The sequence below is a fragment of the Rahnella perminowiae genome, from assembly GCF_019049755.1.
Taxonomy (GTDB): Bacteria; Pseudomonadota; Gammaproteobacteria; order Enterobacterales; family Enterobacteriaceae; genus Rahnella; species Rahnella perminowiae.
Window position 1 is genome coordinate 1 of record NZ_JAFMOS010000369.1, and the last position, 6,385, is coordinate 6,385.

Here is a 6,385-nt window from a genome sequence, read left to right on the forward strand (position 1 = left end):
TTCACTTCTATAGTGGGTGACGGTTTCCTGCCACTGCTGGAGTTTCTGGATCCACTGATTCATGGATTCGGTATTCTGTACGGCGTCGAATACCGGTATTCCGGCGCTCATCGCCTGGGTGGAAATAAACAACGATAACGCCAGTATGATATTTCTGAACCGCATTTTCATTACCTCCGTCATGAATATTACAGGGCTTGTTCAAGGAAGGCGGCTTTCCAGTCATCAGGGTGCATTCCTTCCTGAAACAGGGTGTCGAACAGTTTCAGGTTGTCTTCGCTCCCGCTCAGCATTTTGGTAAGTTTCCCGAGACCCGCTAAATCCATTTTCGCCATCGCCACAAAAGGCCGGGTTTCACCTGCGCGTAACGGCGTTTTCAGGACCACCATGTACCGCTCACCCGGATCGAGGTTTCTGACGATGTCGTACACGCTTTCCGGCACTTTCATCTTTTCCACGTAATCCGCCCGGCTGGCCTTTGGGTTGGCGAGAAAAATCTGCGTACTGCACTGCTCGATAATCGCCGGGGCAATCGGATGTTTGACGATTTCGTCAGGCGACTGGGTGGCTGGGACGAAGATGCCGTTCAGCTTGCGGATCACTTTCAGCATATTGAGCGAGAAGCGGGAGAATTCGACATCGGCCAGCCATTTCCAGAACTCATCCATGAACATTACCAGCCGGCGACCGTCCAGCAGGCTGGTGACGCGGTAAAGCAGATAAAACGTAATGGGGCCGCGAATATCGTCATCATCGAGAAATTCCGTACCGTCGATACCCACGTTATCAATGTTGCTGATGTTGAAGGTGTCCTCCTCATTGTCGAATACCCAGCCGAACTCGCCGCCCTGCGCCCACTGTTTAAGGCGGATGCGCAGCCCGTTTATGCGGGCGTCGGTGGTGGGCGGCTCCGGCAGGACTTCCAGCAGCCGGGTGATACCGAACTTACGGTATTCGGGCGGATAGTCGAGCATAATGGTATCTACGGCGGCACTGATCCGCTCCTCATCGCGCGGATCGAGCGGTTTGCCGTTGCGGCGGCACAGCATGCGCACCAGTCGTTTGATAAAGCTGATATTCCGCCGGGTCGGCGCAAGCTTAAACGGGTTAAACCCGGTGGGCGTGCCGGTACGGATACGGAAGTAGCGTCCGCCCATCTGGCGTATCGCCATCTCCGCCGCCCGGTCCTTGTCGAAATACACGGTGGTTAGCTGCTTAAGGGGGGCTGATTCAGAGAACGTCGCCGGATTGCGGTACTTCTGCATCAGTTGCTGCATCATGGTCATCAGCATCGTTTTCCCGGAACCGGTTTTCCCGATAATCGCCGTATTACCCGGCGTTTTTTCGTTGAAGTCATCCCGTCCGCTCTGGCTGTCGTGCAGGTTCAGGTAATACCCGCCGCCGCCGGGGGATTTGAGGATGGCGATGGCATCGCCCCAGGGATTGCCGTTTCGTTTGTGAGGATGAAAATTGTGCAGGCTCGCCAGGTCGGCAAAGTTCTGGCTGCTGATGGCCACCAGACGGGGGCGCAACGTATACACCCCCGGCAGTTGCGCCAGGTACGCGGCGGGCAGCGACAGCGTGGACAGCGTCGTCATGATGCCGAGGTCGGCGAAGGGCTGCGCCAGCGCGTTGGCATCCTTCACCACCTGCTCGGCGCTGTCTGAAGATACCAGCAGGGAAAAGTGGTATTTTCCGCAGGAGACATGCCCGGACTGGAGCAGGTCACGCAACACAATCAGCTCTTCGCGCTGCGAAATGGCGTCGTCATCCGCCGAAGTCAGGCGCTTTTCCGCCAAACGGATATGCTTCTGCGCCTCATCGCGGGCCATGCAGGTGAAGGATTGCGTCAGCACATACTCGCTTTCGGCATACAGCAGCGCGTCCAGCAGGCCGGTCGCGGTCTCCGGCGAATAATCTTTGATTTCCAGACTGCGGAAAAAACGGGAGCCGCCGACGGTCTGGCACTCGGCGGTGTCGGTGGTAAAAAAGACATCCGGCGTGCTTAATGTTTCATAAAACGGCGCACGCGTGACCGCCACCTTTTGCCACTGGCCGGTGAGCAGACGGTGATAAAAGGACAACTGGGCGGAATACACCCGCCCGTTGTCTTCATACATCCCCAGCGGCGTCGCCGTATAGCGGGACAGCGCGGAAGCCAGTGCCTCCCGGTATTCCAGCATCACTTTCAGGGCATCATCCAGCGCTGCGTTGCGTTTACCGGACGGCTGCGCCTTCATGGCCTTTTTCTCCAGCGGAGAGAAGGGCGCGTAGCAGAGGGTGAAAAACAGCCGGTGCCGCCAGAACGGTTTTTCGTTGATCGGCTGGTAATACTGCCGGGTCACTTCATCAGAAAAGGGAATGCCTGAATTCGCGTCAAAGGCATCGTGGTACTTTTCCCGGATACGGTGAAGATAGAAAGTGACCGGCAGGCCTTCATATGAACGAATCACGTTATTGAGATGCGTCGCCATTAACGTCAGATGATGTTCGTCCTCGCATTCAAAAACGGTGCCCTCCAGCTCCCAGCTGGCAACCAAATCACCCTGGCGGTTTCTGATGACGTGCGGATGAATATGGGAGGAATACGGAATATATTTATCCAGCGTAACGCGCTCGTTTAACTTCATTTTTTCAATAAACTCCGAGACGTCGACGGCGTCATAGCGGTTTGCGAGCAGGGCATTGGCACCAAAATGTTTATTGGTGCCAAACCGGCCACGGGTTTTAAAGGCCAGCCAGAGCAGCCCGAAATAGTGAATATCGGTTCTGGCCTTTGCCTTCATCTCCAGCCAGGCAGGGATAAGCAGTAATATCAGGTAATAGCTGACATAGACCGCCAGCAGGACGATGGCCCCGCTGACCATCACGAACGGCACGAGGGGAATGCCGGCTATGGCGGCAGGCCGCGTCAGCGCTTTGTTCAGCGTAGCCATCGTTACCTCCCTTATGACGCCCAGTAAGCACCGAAACCTGACGCACCGACGATAAGGATGGCGCCAATGATGACGTTGCGCATGTCATGCAGGCTCTTGCCGTCAAACAAGACTTTGTATCCCACCCACATGGTGGCCAGCGTGATGGTGACGGCGGCCAGTCCGAGCAGTCCTGTGGAGGTGTTGCTCAGCGTCTCATTGGCTTTATTAAATCCGCTGTCTGCTGCCAGCACCGGGCTTGCTATTAACAAGGAAGAGAGGACGGGCCAGTCAGTTTGTTTTCGTTTCATCATTGTTCCTCCTGGGGCCGGGAAAGGGTATCGCGCCGCGTATCACGGCATTGGGGTAGCGCAGGGATGTCAGAACTGACGTGGCGTTATTGGTAAGCTCGCCACGCATGACGGCGGTGGGGTAACGGATTTCAGGCACGAGCTTTTCGGCGAGTGGTCGCTGCCGGTCTTCCCGCGTTGACGGTACGGCGTAGCCGATGCGCTGGATGTAGCTGGTCTGGTTAAACGCGGATTCCGGCTGTTGGCCGGCCGTGAAATTTCCCGAGTAGTAGCAACTGAGCGCACGCATGAGGGAACCGCCGCGGCGGTAGCAGTCGGTGAGGATGCGCTCAAAGACGGACAGGTTGGTACAGGGGTCAAGAAGGTCACGGGCGCTCACGCCGTAATGACGGAAATTGGTGCTGGTGATTTGCATCAGCCCGACCGAATAACGTCGGCCCTGTGCCGCCAGCCGTCCGGTGAGGCTGAGGGCCTCATCCTTGCTTGTGGGGAAATGTGAAGTCACGCCTTTGCCACCGGGCAGGATTTCAGCGATGGCATACGGATTCAAACCGGATTCGACCCGCGCCACATCAAGTGCCGTCGACGGGTGAACGCTGGCGGCGCACTGCATGGCCGCCGCCAGAAATACGGTGGTGGAAAGCATGGTGGCCTCGGAACGGTAAACCGGGCAACGCGTGCCGTCATCAGACGGCACAGGGCCGGGAAAAGGGGGGAAGGGCGGTTAAATGGACTGAGTATCCTGTGTCGCGTCGCCGTCATCCCTGGGCTCAAGGAGCACTAACTTGCCGGAGACAGCAATACCGGGTGTCAGCATGATATTCAGGCCAGACTTACCGTTATGAGCGAACGCCACACCAACCCTGGTCCAATACGTGTTTATTTCGCCCTGTGCATCGGGTTGACTTTCCTGAGTGACAAATACGTGGTAAATGGGTTTTCGCATGACGCCTCCTCTAATAAAAACAACAATGAGTTAAATGAATGTCACATCCCAATTCTGCATTCCGGTTTAAACGGGGCAGCGAGAACATTCAGCGGCACCCTGAATTGTGGTTTCGTGACAGCCCGAACCTTATTTTTAAAGAGCAATGCCCGATCTGGGGAAATTAACGACCATTCGGGCAACCATTCTGTAATGACGTTTTCAGGATCAGATATCCGGGGCGGCATATACACGATAAATTCAAAGTTAAAATGAGAGAGATAAATTAGTGGTGGAGGGGGTAAGCTCTGCGAGAAATAAAAGTAAGTGAAATAGTTAATAAAGACGACTGTGGATTGATAGTTAATGATAGAGACATGCAGGGGAAATATTCCTGCATGTCTCTGTGACCATTATTAACGTATTCGACGTTCAAGTTTTTCCTGGCATTCTGTGCAGGTGGTTATGCCCGGGAGTGCCTGCCGTCGCTTTTCAGGAATGGGCTTACCGCATAGACGACAATGGAATAATGATGGCGTAGACCCTGGCTTAAAACGACTCTGTTCAATCATCTCCTCCAGTCGTTGCTCATTAAATTCCTGATCGCGGTCGATCTCATCTGGCATGTGCGGCCCTCCGGTCTGACGCCTCCCGCTCGCAAAGTGCGATACGCTTCCAGACGATGGTCAGTGACAATCCTTCGACTTTCGGCAGCAGGGTTTGTGTTACCTGCATCATGGCGTCCAGCGCATCGGTTGATTCCAGACTGGCCACCCGGCATTGTTGCCATTGCCGCCAGATGGCCGCATCCGTATCTTCGTCCGGCTCTGGCGTCCGGCCATAAGGTACACGGACGCCCAGTAACCGGCGGCGAAGGCAAACTTCGTTGGAGGTGAGGCCAAAATACTTGTTGAGTAGCGCAATTGACCCACCCAGCCGGATGGCGTGGTTGATACGCTGTTGCTGCAGAACCTCCTCACGGGATTTCGCCAGAAGCAGGCGTAACGCGTCGTGATGAACCGTCACAGCCAAAAATGGTGCAGACTCACGACTGAGGATAAACAGCTCGTCTAGTGACAATTGGTTGAGGGCATTCATTTCGTCGAAAGTGAATCCTAGCGATTCACAGTGACGAATATTGCCATCCTTCAATGCATGCAGGGCATCGGTTAATACGGCGTAATTCAGTGACGGGATAATCATGGTGTTTTCTCCCTTCAGCCTATTGAGCGTCGGACTAATTTGATATTGATCCATTCGTCAATTTCCGATTCGAGCCAGGCGACACTGGCCGGGCCAATCTTGATTGAGCGGGGGAAGGCACCGTCTTTCATATACAGATAGATTTGAGAGCGCTTCAGGCCAGTTTTTTCTTCAACCTGTTTCAGGCGTAATAACTGATGAGATGTCATAATTTCCTCCAGTACAGAAAAAGATGTGTCCGGAGATAACAAAAAAACACAGAGTAACGATGGAGGGGAAGTAGATAAAACCGTATTACGGATACTGTCACTCGTAATACGGGTTTTCAGATAACGAAAAAGGAATGTCATTTTAATTTTATGGTGAAGTGGAAGAAGGTGAGCCGCGTTCAAGTGCGGTTTTAAGCGTGTCTCCGCTCAGCCGATCAGTAATGCCTTCCGCTGATGCCCATTGCTCGAAAATAGACAGAAGCTTATAAGGTTGTCTGATTAGCGGACTTATGGTCTCATTATGTTTACAGGCAAGCCAGAACATGCGGGATAATGGCGTGGATATCCGTGTTGATGTCGGCGGAAATGATCCGTTTTTAACAGGCATATTGATTAACTTTTCAAGTTCAGCATACCGTATGACAAAACAGGCATCTTGCGGTAAATCATGAAGAGGGAAATGTCCTCTTTGGTTAAGCAAGTTTATTCTTTGTGGAAAAATATTATTTTCAATGTCCAAAGAAAAACTTCCAGCTAATTTAGCTGCCTGTTGTTTGATCCTTTCCCTCCAGGTAAGTTTTTCGAATAGTTGAAGTATCTCGCCAGATATAATGACGGAAAGACCATAATTGATATCATTTGCCCCGGTTAGAGGGAGAGGAATTCCTAGGGAATGAGCTAGCAATCTCTGTACCAGGACATACTCGTGACCTGATAAAGTTGTATCAATAACTCTTTGAGTAGGAAAAATATAATCTTCCTTTGTACTGATAATAAGGTTTCTACCAGAAAGGAAACAGTTTTTCTCAAGTGTGCTAATCC

The 6,385-nt window shown here is 52.8% G+C and carries 8 protein-coding genes and 1 pseudogene; all 9 read right to left on the minus strand.

What is annotated here, in order from left to right:
- Nucleotides 1-165 (minus strand): annotated as a pseudogene (locus J1785_RS26665) (type IV secretion system protein); the annotation flags it as partial.
- A 23-nt stretch (nucleotides 166-188) separates the two neighbouring features.
- Nucleotides 189-2,936, minus strand: coding sequence for a VirB4 family type IV secretion/conjugal transfer ATPase (locus tag J1785_RS04465; protein ID WP_217218901.1), 2,748 nt, complete (start codon nucleotides 2,934-2,936; stop codon nucleotides 189-191).
- 11 nt (nucleotides 2,937-2,947) lie between these two features.
- Nucleotides 2,948-3,226, minus strand: coding sequence for a TrbC/VirB2 family protein (locus J1785_RS04470; protein ID WP_095101420.1), 279 nt, complete (start codon nucleotides 3,224-3,226; stop codon nucleotides 2,948-2,950).
- Nucleotides 3,207-3,872: a lytic transglycosylase domain-containing protein gene (locus J1785_RS04475; RefSeq protein WP_217137398.1), complete on the minus strand. Its 666-nt coding sequence runs from the start codon at nucleotides 3,870-3,872 to the stop codon at nucleotides 3,207-3,209. The genes J1785_RS04470 and J1785_RS04475 overlap by 20 nt, the downstream gene beginning before the upstream one ends.
- A 78-nt stretch (nucleotides 3,873-3,950) precedes the next feature.
- Entirely contained in the window at nucleotides 3,951-4,172 is a 222-nt protein-coding gene (locus tag J1785_RS04480; RefSeq protein WP_217137399.1) for a hypothetical protein, read from the minus strand.
- A 395-nt stretch (nucleotides 4,173-4,567) separates the two neighbouring features.
- Nucleotides 4,568-4,777, minus strand: coding sequence for a TraR/DksA family transcriptional regulator (locus J1785_RS04485; RefSeq protein WP_117119699.1), 210 nt, complete (start codon nucleotides 4,775-4,777; stop codon nucleotides 4,568-4,570).
- On the minus strand, nucleotides 4,767-5,354 hold the full coding sequence (locus J1785_RS04490) for a DUF2857 domain-containing protein (RefSeq protein ID WP_217137400.1): 588 nt from the start codon (nucleotides 5,352-5,354) through the stop codon (nucleotides 4,767-4,769). Before J1785_RS04490 ends, J1785_RS04485 begins: the two co-directional genes overlap by 11 nt.
- 14 nt (nucleotides 5,355-5,368) lie before the next feature.
- Nucleotides 5,369-5,563 carry an AlpA family transcriptional regulator gene (locus tag J1785_RS04495; RefSeq protein ID WP_217137401.1) on the minus strand — a complete coding sequence of 65 codons (195 nt, stop codon included), beginning with the start codon at nucleotides 5,561-5,563 and terminating at the stop codon, nucleotides 5,369-5,371.
- A gap of 148 nt (nucleotides 5,564-5,711) precedes the next feature.
- The coding region (locus J1785_RS04500; RefSeq protein ID WP_217218902.1) for a hypothetical protein at nucleotides 5,712-6,385 on the minus strand (674 nt) is incomplete at its 5' end.